This window comes from Agrobacterium sp. MS2 (assembly GCF_003261015.1).
GTDB lineage: Bacteria > Pseudomonadota > Alphaproteobacteria > Rhizobiales > Rhizobiaceae > Agrobacterium > Agrobacterium pusense.
Genome location: NZ_QLNF01000012.1, coordinates 136,011 through 150,548, shown reverse-complemented (window position 1 = coordinate 150,548; position 14,538 = coordinate 136,011). Strand labels below are relative to the sequence as shown.

Here is a 14,538-nt window from a genome sequence, read left to right as displayed (position 1 = left end):
AGATCGGGACAACAGGATTTCGACCACGTCATGCTTTCACTTCGCCTGCTAACGATCATCGCCGGTTTTGCCTTTGCGGGTTCAGCAAGCGCGGCATCGATCGGCATCGTTGCCCCGCAGAGCGGCCCCTACGAGCTTCTCGGGCAACAGGTCCGGCAGGGCGCCAAGGCGGCAGCTGCAAAACTCGGCCTGGATGTCGTGGAGATTCACGAGAGCTGCGAAGACGGCAGTGGCGGCGCGATTGCCGATGGCCTCGTGGCGGCGAAAGTCAGCGCCGCGATCGGCTTCCTGTGCACGGAAACGCTTCAGGACGTTCTGCCGCCGCTCAAGGCCGCGGCCATTCCGGCCATCACGCTTTCCAGCCGCGCACCCATCCTGATGGAGGACGCGCTGAAATATGGCTGGCCGCTTTTTCGCCTCGCCCCATCGGATCGGGCCGAATCGGCAAGGGCTGCGGAAGTCATTCTTCGCGACTGGAAAGGCCACCCGATCGGGCTCGTGGATGACGGCACGATCTACAGCCGCGAATTGGTGGACCGTATCCGCTCTACGCTGGAGGAAAACGGGCTGAAGCCCACCTTTGCCGATACGATGCGACCCAATCAGGAACAGCAGGTGGCGCTTGTGCGCCGGCTGGCGCGCACCGGCATTACCCATGTCTTCATCGGCGCGGAACGAAACGATATCGCCGTCGTAGCACGGGACGCCGCTTCAGAGAATTTTCCGCTCACCGTTCTGGGCGGCGATACGCTGAACGCCGCCAACACCCCCCTCGCACTGGCTGCGAACGTGATGGCCATCACGCGCCCGGCCTATGACACACTGCCTTCGGCGCAGGGGGCAGCCGGCGAACTGCGCGCCGCAGGCATTGAGCCCGAAGGTTACGTCCTTCCAGCCTATGCCGCCACCGAACTGACGGCGGCGCTGGCGGAAGCGGCTCAGGCGCAGTCGAAACCGGCGCCGGAGATACTGGCGTCCGGCACGGCCTTCAAAACCGTGATTGGCGATCTCGCATTCAACCCGTCGCATGAGCTTTCGGACAATCCCTACCGCCTGCAGCGCTGGAACGGCCAGCGCTTCGAACCGGCGGACAAAGCCGAAAGGCAGTAGCTGCAGCCAGCACCGGGACAAATTCGCGGAGCGGCAGCGGAAAACCATCAGCAACCTCACCGCTGACCGTTTCAAACCCCGATGCATGATGTTAAAGGCAAACTTACGCAACGCGTCGAGAGGAGTTTGCCCATGTCCCTGCCCATCCGGATAGCACCGTCGATCCTGGCTTCCAATTTCGCCAAGCTCGGACAGGAAGTCGCCGATGTCACCGAGGCCGGCGCGGACTGGATTCATCTCGATGTCATGGACGGGCATTTCGTGCCGAACATTTCCTTCGGGCCTGATGTCATCAAGGCGCTTCGGCCGCACAGCAATGCCTTCTTCGATTGCCATTTGATGATCGCCCCCGTCGATCCCTATCTCGAAGCCTTTGCCAAGGCCGGCTGTGACAGCATCACGGTGCATGCGGAGGCCGGCCCCCACCTGCACCGCTCTCTCCAGACCATTCGCGGACTGGGCCTGAAGGCTGGCGTCACGCTCAACCCGGCAACGCCGCTTTCCGTTATCGAGAACGTGCTCGACGATGTCGACCTCGTGCTGATCATGAGCGTCAATCCCGGCTTCGGCGGCCAGAAATTCATTCCCGCCATGCTCGACAAGATCCGCGCAGCCAAGGCGATGATCGGTCAGCGGCCGATCGAACTGGAAGTGGATGGCGGCGTGACGGCGCAGACCGCAGGCGATATCATCGCCGCCGGCGCCAATGCACTGGTAGCGGGCTCCGCAGTCTTCAAAGGCGATGGCGTGGAGGATTATCGCAAGACGATCGCCCTCCTGCGCACGGCCGCGGAAGCCGGACGGGCGTAATCCGTCACCGCCGAATGCGGAAAGCCGGATGCGGCACAACGAGGCGTCGGGGGGAATGTCATGGAAAGCGGCAGGCGGAATTTCCGCGACAGGGCTCTTCCAGCATTGTTCATTCTGCTTGGCGCGCTTGGCTGGAGCGTTTGTTCAGCGGCGTCGGCCGCCATCGGCCTCTATGCCCGTAACAGGCTGGAAACCGATCACGTCGCCGATATCATCACGCTTTTCTTCACGGGCGGATTTTTCGGCTGGCTGCTGGCGCTGGCAGCATTGCGCGTTCTCCCTGCCTTAAAATCCCAACCATTGCGTCTTGCGACAGCATGTCTCGCAATCGCTTTCTTCACGCTCGCCGTGGCGGCAGCATTGTTCGCGTTCGAGTACCGCATCTTTTATGCGCAATGGCATGCGCCAACCTTTTCCCGCATCTGGTTTTTTCAGCAGCTTTTCACGTCGCTCGGTGCAGTCTACCAGTTCGTCGTTCTGGGACTTGGTCTTTATTTTCCCTTCGCCGCACTTCCGCTCGTGCCCGCAGGGGCAATGCTCTGCCGGCGTGCACCGCAAGCGGCGTAGGCATGCAGCTTGATAGATTGAGATTAGCGGAACACTTTGCTAAACGGGCAGCAAATTTCCTCTACTAAGAAAGTCATTGCCATGATCCCTCGTTACTCCCGGCCGGAAATGGTCGCCATCTGGTCGCCGGAAACAAAATTCCGCATCTGGTTCGAGATCGAGGCGCATGCCTGTGACGCGCTGGCCGAGCTCGGCGTCATCCCGAAGTCAGCAGCCCAGACCATCTGGGAAAAGGGCGGCAGCGCCACCTTCGACGTCGCCCGCATTGATGAGATCGAGGCCGTCACCAAGCATGATGTCATCGCCTTCCTCACCCATCTCGCAGAATTCGTCGGTCCCGACAGCCGCTTCGTGCATCAGGGCATGACCTCGTCGGACGTGCTCGATACCACGCTCAACATCCAGCTCGTGCGCGCCGCCGATCTGCTGCTCGCCGACATGGACCGGGTGCTCGCGGCTCTCAAGACCCGGGCCTTCGAACACAAGAACACGGTGCGCATCGGCCGCAGCCACGGCATCCATGCCGAACCGACGACGATGGGCCTCACCTTCGCCCGCTTCTACGCCGAGATGCATCGCAACCGTGAGCGCCTTTTGAATGCCCGTGCGGAAATCGCCACCGGCGCAATCTCCGGCGCTGTCGGCACCTTCGCCAATATCGACCCCCGCGTCGAGGAACATGTCTGCGAAAAGCTCGGGCTCATCCCCGAGCCGGTTTCCACGCAGGTCATCCCGCGTGACCGTCACGCCATGTTCTTCGCCACCCTTGGCGTCATCGCCTCGTCGATTGAAAACGTCGCCATCGAAATCCGCCACATGCAGCGCACCGAAGTTCTGGAAGCGGAAGAGTTCTTCTCTCCCGGCCAGAAGGGCTCGTCGGCCATGCCGCACAAGCGTAACCCGGTTCTCACAGAAAACCTCACCGGCCTCGCCCGTCTGGTGCGCATGTCGGTCGTCCCGGCCATGGAAAACGTTGCCCTCTGGCACGAGCGCGACATCAGCCACTCCTCCGTGGAGCGCGCCATCGGCCCCGACACGACAGTCACTCTGGACTTCGCATTGAACCGTCTGGTAGGCGTCATCGAAAAGCTGGTGATCTACCCGGACAACATGCTGAAGAACATGAACAAGTTCCGTGGTCTCGTGCATTCGCAGCGCGTTCTCCTGGCGCTGACGCAGGCTGGCGTATCGCGCGAAGACGCCTATCGTCTGGTCCAGCGCAATGCCATGAAGGTCTGGGAACAGGGTGCGGACTTCCTTGAGGAACTGCTGGGCGACGAGGAAGTGCGCGCTGCGCTCCCCGAAGAGGTCATCCGCGAAAAATTCGACCTCGGTTACCACACCAAGCATGTCGATACGATCTTCGCCCGCGTCTTCGGCAACGCCTGAGACTTGAGCTGAACCCGAGAGCTTGACGTTAATGCCGCCGCGACCTTGATCGCGGCGGCATCACAACACAGATATGGCGCATGAAAGTTTCAGAAGCAGATATCCTGATCGTCCCCGGTTATACCAATTCCGGCCCGGACCACTGGCAGAGCCGCTGGGAGCGAAAGCTCTCCACCGCCCGCCGTGTCGAGCAGGCGGAATGGTCGAAACCGGTGAAGGAAGATTGGGTCGCCAGGCTGGTAGAGGAGGTCAACGCCTCCACCAGGCCCGTCGTCCTCGTTGCCCATTCGCTTGGCGTTCCAACGGTGATCCACGCATTGCCTGAAATCGGCAAGAAGGTATCCGGCGCGCTTCTCGTTGCGCCGCCTGATGTCGCCAATCCCGAAATCAGGCCGAAGCATCTCATGACCTTCGGGCCTTACCCGCGCGATCCGCTGCCCTTTCCGGCGATCACCATCGCCAGCCGCAACGATCCCTTCGGCTCTTATGAACACGCCGACGACATCGCTGCTGCCTGGGGTTCGCTTTTGATCGATGCCGGCATGTCCGGCCACATCAATGCCGAGTCCGGGCACGGCCCGTGGCCGGAGGGCGGCATGGTCTTCGCGCAATTCCTGAGCCGCCTCAAAGGCGTCGAGCCATGACGAGAGCCGCCAACTGAAATCCGCATCGCCCCCCCGCCCCTGCCGCGGCCCGGTTTTGCGGATGAAACAGTTCGGCGGCCCTGTCACAAGAATTGAAGGGAAATATGCCAGCCGCATTGTAGAATGCACTCTTTTCCTTTATGGGACCGCTTCAAAGACCAAACGCAACGCCACCAGAATCGGCGTCAACCAAGAGACCTGCAATTATGAACCGTCGCCGCCGTATTTACGAAGGCAAGGCCAAGATCCTTTACGAGGGTCCGGAGCCAGGCACGCTTATCCAGTTCTTCAAGGACGATGCGACCGCCTTCAACAAGAAGAAGCATGAAGTCATCGACGGCAAGGGCGTGCTGAACAACCGTATCTGCGAATACGTCTTCACGCATCTGAACAAGATCGGCATTCCCACCCACTTCATCCGCCGCCTCAACATGCGCGAGCAGCTGATCAAGGAAGTGGAGATGATCCCGCTCGAGGTCGTCGTGCGCAATGTCGCCGCCGGCTCGCTTTCCAAGCGCCTCGGCATCGAGGAAGGCGTGGTGCTGCCACGCTCGATCATCGAGTTTTATTACAAGTCGGATGAGCTCGAAGACCCGATGGTCTCCGAAGAGCACATCACGGCTTTCGGCTGGGCCAACCCCGCCGAGCTTGACGACATCATGGCGCTCGCCATCCGCGTCAACGACTTCCTCTCCGGCCTGTTCCTCGGCGTCGGCATTCAGCTCGTCGATTTCAAGATCGAATGTGGCCGCCTCTTCGAAGGCGATATGATGCGCATCATCCTCGCCGACGAGATTTCGCCCGACAGCTGCCGTCTCTGGGACATCGAGACCCAGAAGAAGATGGACAAGGACCTCTTCCGACGCGATCTGGGCGGTCTTCTGGAAGCTTATTCCGAAGTGGCGCGCCGTCTCGGCATCATCAATGAAAACGAACCGATCCGCGGCACCGGTCCTGTTCTGGTAAAGTAATATCGGCTCGTGAAATAATATTGGCCTCGTAGGGTAAAATCAGGAGAAGATCAGGTGATCAAGGCACGGGTGACTGTTACGCTGAAGAACGGCGTTCTCGATCCGCAGGGCAAGGCAATCGAAGGCGCGCTTGGCAGCCTCGGTTTTGGTGGCGTCGGCCATGTCCGTCAGGGCAAGGTTTTCGATCTGGAACTGGAAGGCGCCGACAAGGCGAAGGCCGAAACCGACCTGAAGGCAATGTGCGAAAAGCTCTTGGCCAACACGGTCATCGAAAACTACGCCATCGCCATTCTCTAAGCTCCAGGAGCCGCCGTCCATGAAATCCGCTGTCGTCCAACTTCCCGGCCTCAACCGCGACCGCGACATGATCGCGGCTCTGACGAAAATTTCCGGTCAGGCGCCTGTCACCATCTGGCAGACGGAGACGGATATTCCCGATGTCGATCTGATCGTCATTCCCGGCGGCTTCTCTTATGGCGACTATCTGCGCTGCGGCGCGATCGCCGCCCGCATGCCTGTCATGCAGGCCATCCGCGAGAAGGCGGAAAAGGGCGTGAAGGTTCTCGGCGTCTGCAACGGCTTCCAGATTCTGGTCGAAGCCGGTATGCTGCCGGGCGCCCTGATGCGCAACGCCTCGCTGAAATTCGTCTGCCGCGAAGTAAAGCTCGAAGTCGCCAATAACGACACCGATTTCACCCGCGCTTACGACAAGGGCCAGATCCTGCGCTGCCCCGTCGCCCATCACGATGGCAACTACTTCCTCGATGCGGATGAGTTGAAATCGGTCGAGGGCAACGGCCAGGTCGTGTTCCGTTATGCCGAAGGCACCAACCCGAACGGCTCGCTGAACGACATTGCCGGCGTCATCAATGCCAAGGGCAACGTTCTCGGCATGATGCCGCATCCGGAAAACCTGATCGAAGCCGCCCATGGCGGCAATGACGGCCGCGGCCTCTTCGCTTCGGCGCTTGGCGTCATCGCAGCCTGACAGACGGGCGGGTTTTGAGCCCGCCTTTTTTGATGCCGGCTGACGGCGTCGTTTTGGCCCTCTCTTCTGGATGACCTGATGTCTTTTGCCCGTCGATCGAATACCCTCAAGGCGACCGGATTGTTTCTAGCTGCGGCGACCCTGGCTGCTTGTCAGCCGAAACCACAGCCGACAGCCTCGGTCTCCCGCGCCGCTCTCCCCACAATGGAACGGATAGCGCTTGGCGCGAATGCCTGCTGGTTCAAATCGGGGGATGCGGCTTTCAAGGCCTATCGTCTGGCCCCTGAACTCAATTCCTTCTCAGGCCGTCCGCGCATCCTGCTCGTGCCGCGCAACAGCCCGGAATCGCGGCCCATGCTGGTCGTTCAGGCCGAAGGCAATCCGGCAAAGCTCGACGCTTTTGGCCCGGTGATGAACGAGGCCATTTCCAGCCGCATCGCAACCGACGTCAAGCGCTGGGCGAATGGCGGCAAGGGCTGCTGATCTCATCGTAGTATTCTAGCCCTGCATATCGGGCGAGACGTATCCACGTCGCTCATTCCTGTGCTTGTCGCAGGAATGAGGAAAGGGGAACGCTCGGCAAAAGGCAGACGCCGGCACAAGAAGCTCTTGCCACGTACCGTTTATCAATTTGCCGAAGCTGCTCTAAGGGACGTAAAAATAAAAAAACCCGCCAACGCCGGTTGGGAATGGCGTGGCGGGCTGCCGCACGGCTTGATGGCGCCGGGGAAAGAAGGCGCCGCTCTCCGGCAAAAAATTAAAGCGGCCGTGTCGGCCATGAAAAAAGCTGGGATTTCGCCGCTTCCTTCAGGGCTTCATCGCGCGTTACGCCGATATCTTCCAGAAGATCATCAGACAGTTCCCGCAAAGCGAGCCGTCCCTGCCGCTTCCGGTGCCAGTTGAACATGCCCGCAATCAGGCGACCAATTGGCGTGCTGGCGATCTTGGCCGGAAAAGGCGCAGGTGCGACCATGTCGCCGGCATCGCGGAACACGCGTTCCCGTTCGTAGCCATCAGGATAGAGCGTATCCGCTGTCGAAAGGTATTGATCCATCTTGCGCATATTGCACCTATTGTCTCCGTGCGTTTGCCTTCATTGAATGCAGACAATAAATACAATTGACTTGCGAAGAGATACAATGCATAAATTGTCACCATGACAAATTGGCTTCCTGATCTCACTGTGGGCGATGGCCCGATATATCTGCGCCTCGCCGACAGTATCGAGGGCGCAATTTCCGATGGCACCCTGCAGGCGGGCTCGAAATTGCCGCCGCAGCGCAACCTCGCTTATGACCTCGGCGTGACAATAGGTACAATCAGCCGGGCCTACGCGCTTATCCACGAGCGCGGCCTGGTCAGCGGCGAGGTCGGCCGCGGCACCTATGTCAATGAGCGCAAGACCCCGGCCCCCTCAGCGCCCATGGAGACGGTGGCGGCAGCCTTCGGCAGCACACGCCACGCTGTCGATAGCAGCGCTGAATTCCGGCTCAACACCACGGCGGCACCCGATGTCGGCCAGAGCGTGCTGATCGCCAGACATATCGAGGCTGTCGCCCGCGAACATGCTTACGACGTCACCAATTACGCCCGTTCCTTTCCTGACAACTGGTGCATGGCGGGCGCTCGCTGGCTTTCCCAGAACGGCTGGTCGCCAAAACCGGAAAACATCGTCTCGACGCTTGGCGCCCATGCGGCGGTGATGAGTGTGGTGACGGCCATGACCGCCCCGGGAGACCGTATCGTTTTCGAACCCGTGACCTATTCCCATATCAGCCGCAGCGCCACACTTGCCGGACGGCGGGTGACGCTGGTTGAAGCGGATGACAAGGGCATTGTCTCTGACGATTTTGAGCGCGTCTGCGCCCAGCAGCATCCCAAGATGATCTTCCTGATGTCCGCCGGCCAGAACCCGACCTGCGCCACGCTGCCAGAAGAGCGTCGCCGTGCGATAGCCGATATTGCCCGCCGGTATGGTGTCTGGGTCGTAGAGGACAATCTTTATGGTGCGATGACGCGTGAGGCGATCCCGCTGATCGCTGAATTTGCGCCCGACATTACCTTCGTCGTCGGCGGCCTGTCTAAATCCGTTGCCGCTGGCGTTCGTGGCGGCTGGGTCGCCTGCCCGGCGCAATATTCGTCGCGCATCCGCATATCCCACTCGATGCTGACAGGCGGTCTGCCCTTCATGCTGGCCGAAGTGAATGCCCGCCTCGTCAACAGCGGTGACGCCGACGACATTCGCAAGGATTGTATCGCCGAGATCAATCAGCGCGAGGCGATTGCCCGGCGGGCCTTCGCCGGACTGGATTTCAATTCGCTGCCCGACATCGCCTTCCTGTGGCTGAGACTGCCCGAACCCTGGCTTTCCGGCACGTTCCGAAACGCGGCGATGAAAGAAGGCGTGCTGATAGATGACGAGGATGAGTTCAAGGCCGGCCGCACCGACAAGGTTTTCCATCGGGTGCGTGTCAGCCTTTCTGGTCCCTCAAACCAGCAAGAGTTGACCCATGCCCTCGGCATCCTGCGCCACCTGCTCGACAACGGCTCGGCCGGTTACGAAAGCGTTGCCTAGGGGGCGGAGAGTCTTTCCTGCAACACCCGGCCTAATTCAGTAACTTATCATTTACCAAACCGACAAACCTGCCATCCTTTTCGCAATTCGAGGTGGGGAATGATTCGATGGCAGCATTCGGTTCCACAGGTGTGAGGGCGTGTTTCGCGCTGGCGATCCTTCTTGCGGCATGTGTCTTGATCGGCACCATGCCCGCCACTGCTGCGGAAGGCACCGTCTTCGACGAATTGCGCTTCGGCGCAACCACCTCAATCTCCAATCACGACAATGGCGGTGAGGATGGCGTCTTTCCGGCCTTCACCGCCTATTTTGATCCCTTCGCCAGTGCATCTGCGGTAACGCTCGGCCAAAAACTCTCCCGCCCACGGCTGCATATCGGTGGCGAGATCGGCACTGAGGGCTCGGCGAATACCATTTACGGCGGCGTCAACTGGACCTTCGATCTCAACCCGAAGATCTTTCTCGATTTCGGTTTTGGCGGCCTCTGGCACGATGGCAAGCTGAGAAACAGTGCCGGCGAAACCGGTGCGGAATTCGGCTGCCGGGTGCTTTTCCACGAATATGCGGCGATCGGCTATCGTTTCGATAATAACTGGAATATTTCGACCCAGATCGAGCATGCATCACATGCCAATCTGTGCGATGGGCCCAATGACGGACTGACCCGCGTCGGCCTCATGGTCGGCTACAGGTTCTGAAGAAGCCAAGAAAGCAGCGTTTTGCGGGTAAAACCGCGCATTTTCCTGTCGCACCTTTGAGCCTCTTGCGCTAAAGAACCGGAAACTTCCCTCGGCTCGAACCGCGTGAGACCTATGTCGATTCCAAACTCCATCAAGATCACCCCGGAACTCGTTGCATCCCACGGGCTGAAGCCCGACGAATACCAGCGTATCCTCGACCTGATCGGACGGGAGCCCAGCTTTACCGAGCTCGGCATCTTCTCGGCCATGTGGAACGAGCACTGCTCCTACAAGTCCTCCAAGAAGTGGCTGAAGACCCTGCCCACCAAGGGACCACGCGTCATCCAGGGCCCCGGTGAAAATGCCGGCGTTGTGGATATCGACGATGGCGATTGCGTCGTCTTCAAGATGGAGAGCCATAACCATCCCTCCTATATCGAGCCCTATCAGGGTGCGGCGACCGGCGTCGGCGGTATCCTGCGTGACGTCTTCACCATGGGCGCGCGCCCGATTGCCGCCATGAACGCCCTGCGCTTCGGCGCGCCCGACCACCCGAAGACCCGCCATCTCGTGGCCGGTGTCGTTGCCGGTGTTGGCGGCTACGGCAACTCCTTCGGTGTGCCGACGGTCGGCGGCGAAGTGGAATTCGATCCGCGCTATAACGGCAACATCCTCGTTAACGCCTTTGCCGCCGGTCTTGCCAAGTCCGACGCAATCTTCCTCTCGGAAGCCAAGGGTGTGGGCCTGCCGGTGGTTTATCTCGGCGCAAAGACCGGCCGCGACGGCGTTGGCGGCGCGACCATGGCCTCTGCCGAATTCGATGAGTCCATCGAAGAAAAGCGCCCGACCGTTCAGGTCGGTGACCCCTTCACGGAAAAGTGCCTGCTGGAAGCCTGCCTTGAACTGATGAAAACCGGCGCGGTCATCGCCATTCAGGACATGGGCGCCGCCGGCCTCACCTGCTCGGCCGTGGAAATGGGCGCCAAGGGCGACCTCGGCATCGAGCTTGACCTCAATGCCGTGCCGGTGCGCGAAGAGCGCATGACTGCCTATGAAATGATGCTGTCCGAAAGCCAGGAGCGCATGCTCATGGTTCTCGAGCCCTCCAAGGAAGAAGTCGCCAAGGCGATTTTCGTGAAATGGGGCTTGGACTTCGCGATCGTCGGCAAGACCACCGACGACCTGCGTTTCCGCGTCATTCACAACGGCGAGGAAGTCGCCAACTTGCCGATCAAGGAACTGGGCGATCAGGCTCCGGAATATGACCGCCCGTGGACGCCCGCGAAGGTGCCCGCCCCGCTTGCGGAAAACGACGTCCCCGCTGCCGATATCGCCGATGCGCTGGTATCGCTCGTCGGTTCGGCGAACAATTCTTCGCGCCGCTGGGTCTACGAGCAGTATGACACGCTGATCCAGGGCAATTCCCTGCAGCTTCCGGGCGGCGATGCCGGCGTCGTTCGCGTCGAAGGCCACGACAAAAAGGCGCTCGCCTTCTCCTCCGACGTCACCCCGCGTTACGTCGAGGCTGACCCCTTCGAAGGCGGCAAGCAGGCCGTGGCCGAATGCTGGCGCAACATTACCGCAACCGGCGCCCTGCCGCTCGCGGCCACCGACAACCTGAATTTCGGCAACCCGGAAAAGCCCGAAATCATGAGTCAGCTGGTTCATGCCATCAAGGGCATCGGCGAAGCCTGCCGCGTGTTGGAATTCCCGATCGTTTCCGGCAACGTCTCGCTCTACAACGAGACCAATGGCCAGGCGATCCTGCCAACCCCCACCATTGGCGGCGTCGGCTTGCTGAAGGATTGGGGCCGCATGGCCCGCATTCGCTTCGCTGCCGCTGACGAAGCGGTGCTGCTTGTCGGCGCACCTGCCGGCCTCGGCACCCACATCGCGCAGTCGGTGTACATGCGTGATATCCATGGCCGTATCGACGGCCCTGCCCCGCATGTCGATCTCGCCGCCGAAAAGAAGAACGGCGATTTCGTGCGTGGCATCATCACGGATGGCCTCGCCACCGCCGTTCACGATTGCTCCTCGGGAGGTCTGGCGCTCGCGGTTGCCGAAATGGCGATTTCCTCCGGAATCGGCGCGACCATCGATGCGGTCGAAGGCCACAACCCGGTCCTCACCTTCTATGGCGAAGATCAGGGTCGTTACGTCCTGACCGTGAAGAAGAGTGATCTCGACAAGGTGCTGGCGGCTGCCAAGGCAGCCGGCGTTTCCTGCGCCAACATCGGCGTCACCGGTGGTTCCACCGTAAAGCTGGGCACGGCGCGCGCCGTCGAGATTAAAGAATTGCACTCGGCCTATGAATCGTGGTTCCCTCAGTTCATGGACGGCGAAACTCTAGTCGCCGCAGAATGAATTAAGGAGAAACACCATGCCCATGAAACCCGGCGACATTGAAGACATGATTAAGGCGGGAATTCCCGGGGCAAAGGTCACGATCCGCGATCTGGCCGGTGATGGCGATCATTACGCGGCGGAAGTCGTGGCAGATGCATTCAAGGGCAAGACCCGCGTGCAGCAGCACCAGATGGTCTATGACGCGCTGAAGGGCAATATGGGCGGCGTCCTGCATGCCCTTGCTCTGCAGACCTCGGCGCCCGAATGATGACTGAGATCACCGGTCTCTGTCCCATCGGCTGAAAGACCTGACGGCTGCAGAATAAAGAAAGGCCCGCGTGATAGTCCCACGCGGGCCTTTTCATATTCGACGTTATCGAAACCTCTAAAGAGCAGGCGGCGTTTGTGACTCGAGATCGGCAAATGAGGCGGCTGGCAGAGGCCCGGCCGTCAGCAGGGTAAAGTCGTAACCGGACCTGCGATCAGGCCCGAGAACATATTGCCGGTGCATTCTGAGGAAATTCCGCTTGTTCTTCTTGTAACGCTCCGGTGAAAGCGAATGCTTGAAGCGGATCGGCACGATTTTCGGTTGCGGCGCATCGCCATGACCGGTCAGCGCCACCGTGTTGCAACGATATAGATGGATCGGATCTGTGAGACACTGGATATCGAACCATGTCACCTGAGGGTGACGTGCGATGACGCCAATGCTCTGACGAAGCCGCACGGCGCTCAACAGAAACGCGCATTGCAAGGCCGCCCCACCCAGCGTTGCGAAAGACAACTTCCGTCCATCCAGCGCCTCCGGCTTCAGCTCCAGCACGCGGCCGATGACCGCGAGGGCCAAGCTGGCGCCCATGCTGTGCGAGACCACCAGAACCTCATCCGAAGACTGCTCCAGCGCCGTCAGAACAAGCGCTGCCTTCTCTTCGATCCAGCCTCGGGCAATCGGCTCGTCGCGGCCGACTGCGAGTGCGAACCGCCAGTCCGCATAAAGATGCAGGGTGTGAAAGCGCTCGGCAAACGGCAGGAAAGCCTTGGTGAAAAACAGGGCCGCAGCCGGAAGGCTGGCCACCAGCAGCCACAGCGGTAAGGCGAAAAGCCAGGGCGACAGGCCAATCACCGCCGCAAGCACGCCACCGGAAAGCATCAGCAGGAACGGAAAAATAAAGAACAGCCCAAAACGCCATGCATGGCGGAAGTAGCGCGCCGCGCCCCCCTCACCGATAATGCCCGCTCCCGCCTTGAAGCCCTGCCAGATCTGCCGCCAGACCGGCGCATTCCGCAATTGTGAGATGACGGCATTATGATCATAGACGATGATGTCCGAACGCGTCCGCCAATCGCCTGACGAGGCTTCCACGGTGAATGTTTCGCCGCCCGGCCTGTTCTCCAGCGGCCCCACCGCATAATCGACGGCCCATGTTTTTCCTGCCAGCGCGGCGGCACGCTGATAACGCAGATGATGGGCAGCGGCATCAAGCGGATCGAAACCCGGGAAATAAAGGACAAGTCGTGACGTGACGGTCGGCATGCATAAACCTTCGGGCTGGAGGCACCCGAAAGGATCGCTTGATACAGTGGGCGATGCACGTATAGTAAAAATCGCGACGGAAATATGATTTATTTAAAGGCGGAGAAAATTTGTCTGGCATCGTCGATCAACTGATAAACGGCGTCGTCAAGGGCGCTTTGTCGGAAGTCCTCACCAAGACCGGCATCCGCAAGACGCGCCGCGCACGCCGAACGAAAAGCACCGGTTCTCTCGCCGGCGGTATTGTCGGCTCCGTTCTGGAAGCCGCAATCAAGGCCGCAGTCAAACCGAAGCCGGCCAAAAAACAGGTCAGCAAAAGACGCACCGCCGCCGCGCGCAGCCGGCAGAGATATCGCTAGGCGTCGGAAGACCGTTTTTTGGCGCGTTATGCGTTGCAGGAGGCACGCATTTTTTCCTTCCGACGGGTGGAAATCGCGCCACGACATGTTATTTAGAGGCTAACAGAAAGCAGCGGCCTTGAACCGCATGTGAAAGGAATAGGCCTATGAGCGGCATTCACGACATGATCGACAGCGAAGTGAAGAGCAACGACATCGTTCTTTTCATGAAGGGCACCCCGCAATTCCCGCAATGCGGTTTTTCCGGCCAGGTGGTACAGATCCTCGATTATCTCGGCGTCGACTACAAGGGCATCAATGTGCTTGCCGATGCCGACATCCGTCAGGGCATCAAGGACTATTCCAACTGGCCGACGATCCCGCAGCTCTACGTCAAGGGTGAGTTCGTTGGCGGCTGTGACATCGTGAGAGAGATGTTCCAGTCCGGCGAATTGCAGAGCCACTTCCAAGAACAGGGTATCAGCGTCCGCGGCGCGGCCTGATTTCGGCCGGTTCATCCGGCCCACCCTGATTGTCAGAAATTTATGCCAGGCGTTGCTTCATGCAACGCCTTTGCCGTTCT

The 14,538-nt window shown here is 60.1% G+C and carries 17 protein-coding genes; 15 read left to right on the top strand and 2 right to left on the bottom strand.

What is annotated here, in order from left to right; genetic code table 11:
* Nucleotides 1-30: 30 nt before the first annotated feature.
* From DOU54_RS05365 to DOU54_RS05325, 9 genes are all read left to right on the top strand, one after another.
* Nucleotides 31-1,110: an ABC transporter substrate-binding protein gene (locus tag DOU54_RS05365; protein WP_113381359.1), complete on the top strand. Its 1,080-nt coding sequence runs from the start codon at nucleotides 31-33 to the stop codon at nucleotides 1,108-1,110.
* 132 nt (nucleotides 1,111-1,242) lie between these two features.
* Complete coding sequence (rpe, locus tag DOU54_RS05360; protein ID WP_004442425.1) at nucleotides 1,243-1,920, top strand: ribulose-phosphate 3-epimerase; 678 nt, start codon at nucleotides 1,243-1,245, stop codon at nucleotides 1,918-1,920.
* Between the two features lie 60 nt (nucleotides 1,921-1,980).
* Entirely contained in the window at nucleotides 1,981-2,487 is a 507-nt protein-coding gene (locus DOU54_RS05355) for a hypothetical protein (protein ID WP_072494577.1), read from the top strand.
* An 81-nt stretch (nucleotides 2,488-2,568) separates the two neighbouring features.
* The gene (gene purB / locus DOU54_RS05350; protein WP_113730930.1) at nucleotides 2,569-3,876 is read left to right on the top strand and encodes an adenylosuccinate lyase; all 1,308 of its coding nucleotides are present in this window, start codon (nucleotides 2,569-2,571) and stop codon (nucleotides 3,874-3,876) included.
* 80 nt (nucleotides 3,877-3,956) lie between these two features.
* Complete coding sequence (locus tag DOU54_RS05345) at nucleotides 3,957-4,520, top strand: alpha/beta hydrolase (protein WP_004442428.1); 564 nt, start codon at nucleotides 3,957-3,959, stop codon at nucleotides 4,518-4,520.
* 206 nt (nucleotides 4,521-4,726) lie between these two features.
* A complete protein-coding gene (purC, locus tag DOU54_RS05340; protein ID WP_004442430.1) occupies nucleotides 4,727-5,491 on the top strand; it encodes a phosphoribosylaminoimidazolesuccinocarboxamide synthase in 765 nt (254 codons plus the stop codon).
* A gap of 54 nt (nucleotides 5,492-5,545) precedes the next feature.
* Entirely contained in the window at nucleotides 5,546-5,788 is a 243-nt protein-coding gene (gene purS / locus DOU54_RS05335; RefSeq protein WP_003507918.1) for a phosphoribosylformylglycinamidine synthase subunit PurS, read from the top strand.
* Between the two features lie 19 nt (nucleotides 5,789-5,807).
* Nucleotides 5,808-6,479 carry a phosphoribosylformylglycinamidine synthase subunit PurQ gene (gene purQ / locus DOU54_RS05330; protein ID WP_004442432.1) on the top strand — a complete coding sequence of 224 codons (672 nt, stop codon included), beginning with the start codon at nucleotides 5,808-5,810 and terminating at the stop codon, nucleotides 6,477-6,479.
* Nucleotides 6,480-6,557: 78 nt separating this feature from the next.
* Entirely contained in the window at nucleotides 6,558-6,962 is a 405-nt protein-coding gene (locus DOU54_RS05325) for a hypothetical protein (RefSeq protein ID WP_004442434.1), read from the top strand.
* Nucleotides 6,963-7,236: 274 nt separating this feature from the next.
* Here DOU54_RS05325 and DOU54_RS05320 read toward each other — a convergent pair whose 3' ends face one another.
* A complete protein-coding gene (locus DOU54_RS05320) occupies nucleotides 7,237-7,542 on the bottom strand; it encodes a DUF1127 domain-containing protein (protein WP_004442436.1) in 306 nt (101 codons plus the stop codon).
* A 93-nt stretch (nucleotides 7,543-7,635) separates the two neighbouring features.
* Between DOU54_RS05320 and DOU54_RS05315 the strand changes: the two genes are divergently transcribed.
* The 4 genes from DOU54_RS05315 to DOU54_RS05300 all read left to right on the top strand — a co-directional run bounded on the left by DOU54_RS05315 (nucleotide 7,636) and on the right by DOU54_RS05300 (nucleotide 12,351).
* A complete protein-coding gene (locus DOU54_RS05315; protein WP_113381327.1) occupies nucleotides 7,636-9,054 on the top strand; it encodes an aminotransferase-like domain-containing protein in 1,419 nt (472 codons plus the stop codon).
* A gap of 107 nt (nucleotides 9,055-9,161) precedes the next feature.
* Nucleotides 9,162-9,752: an acyloxyacyl hydrolase gene (locus DOU54_RS05310; protein ID WP_112554591.1), complete on the top strand. Its 591-nt coding sequence runs from the start codon at nucleotides 9,162-9,164 to the stop codon at nucleotides 9,750-9,752.
* Between the two features lie 114 nt (nucleotides 9,753-9,866).
* On the top strand, nucleotides 9,867-12,101 hold the full coding sequence (purL, locus tag DOU54_RS05305) for a phosphoribosylformylglycinamidine synthase subunit PurL (RefSeq protein WP_072494580.1): 2,235 nt from the start codon (nucleotides 9,867-9,869) through the stop codon (nucleotides 12,099-12,101).
* Between the two features lie 16 nt (nucleotides 12,102-12,117).
* A complete protein-coding gene (locus DOU54_RS05300; RefSeq protein WP_003516012.1) occupies nucleotides 12,118-12,351 on the top strand; it encodes a BolA family protein in 234 nt (77 codons plus the stop codon).
* Nucleotides 12,352-12,468: 117 nt separating this feature from the next.
* Here DOU54_RS05300 and DOU54_RS05295 read toward each other — a convergent pair whose 3' ends face one another.
* On the bottom strand, nucleotides 12,469-13,617 hold the full coding sequence (locus DOU54_RS05295) for a hypothetical protein (RefSeq protein ID WP_113381326.1): 1,149 nt from the start codon (nucleotides 13,615-13,617) through the stop codon (nucleotides 12,469-12,471).
* Nucleotides 13,618-13,727: 110 nt separating this feature from the next.
* Here DOU54_RS05295 and DOU54_RS05290 point away from each other — a divergent pair, with 110 nt between their 5' ends.
* On the top strand, nucleotides 13,728-13,976 hold the full coding sequence (locus tag DOU54_RS05290; protein WP_004442452.1) for a hypothetical protein: 249 nt from the start codon (nucleotides 13,728-13,730) through the stop codon (nucleotides 13,974-13,976).
* Between the two features lie 146 nt (nucleotides 13,977-14,122).
* On the top strand, nucleotides 14,123-14,458 hold the full coding sequence (grxD, locus tag DOU54_RS05285; RefSeq protein ID WP_004442454.1) for a Grx4 family monothiol glutaredoxin: 336 nt from the start codon (nucleotides 14,123-14,125) through the stop codon (nucleotides 14,456-14,458).
* Nucleotides 14,459-14,538 lie beyond the last annotated feature (80 nt).